This is a genomic window from Komagataeibacter kakiaceti JCM 25156 (assembly GCF_000613305.1).
The window spans coordinates 1-500 of the sequence record NZ_BAIO01000947.1 but is presented as its reverse complement, the minus strand read 5'-3'; the positions used below and the strand labels follow the sequence as shown (position 1 = coordinate 500).

Sequence of the window (500 nt, the reverse complement as noted above, 5' to 3'; positions counted from 1 at the left end):
CCGGGGCGGCGGGATTGCCCGGGCTGGCCGCCATGTCATTCTCGGAATCGGGCATGTTCTCGGCCCCGGTATCCGCCGCGGTCAGCGCCGTGCCGGACCCCGCCCCCAGATCAACGCTCACGCCGGGCGACTGTCCGGGCTTGAAGGCGTCGATCGCCATGCCCATGCCCGTATCGTAACGGGCAAGCTGCACGCCCTCGGGCACGGGAAAGTCAAGACGCGGGCGGTCGGCCAGCGCCACCTTCATCACCTGGTTCCAGATCGGACCGGCAATGACGCCACCCGTCTCGTTCTTGCCCAGCGATTGCGGGGTATCGTACCCGATCCACACCACCGTCACCAGATCGGGGGAGAAACCGGCGAACCAGGCATCGTTGAAATCCTGGCTGGTGCCGGTCTTGCCCGCAATGGGGCGGTCGATGCCCGCGCCTGCGCGCACGCCGGTGCCCCGGCGCACGACATCCTGCATCATGGCCACGATCTGGCTGGCGCTGGCGGCG

General features: G+C 68.8%; 1 protein-coding gene. It reads right to left on the bottom strand.

Translation table 11 applies throughout. From position 1 onward, the window contains the following. On the bottom strand, positions 1–500 hold a 500-nt coding region (locus JCM25156_RS26850), incomplete at both ends, for a penicillin-binding transpeptidase domain-containing protein (protein ID WP_034962018.1).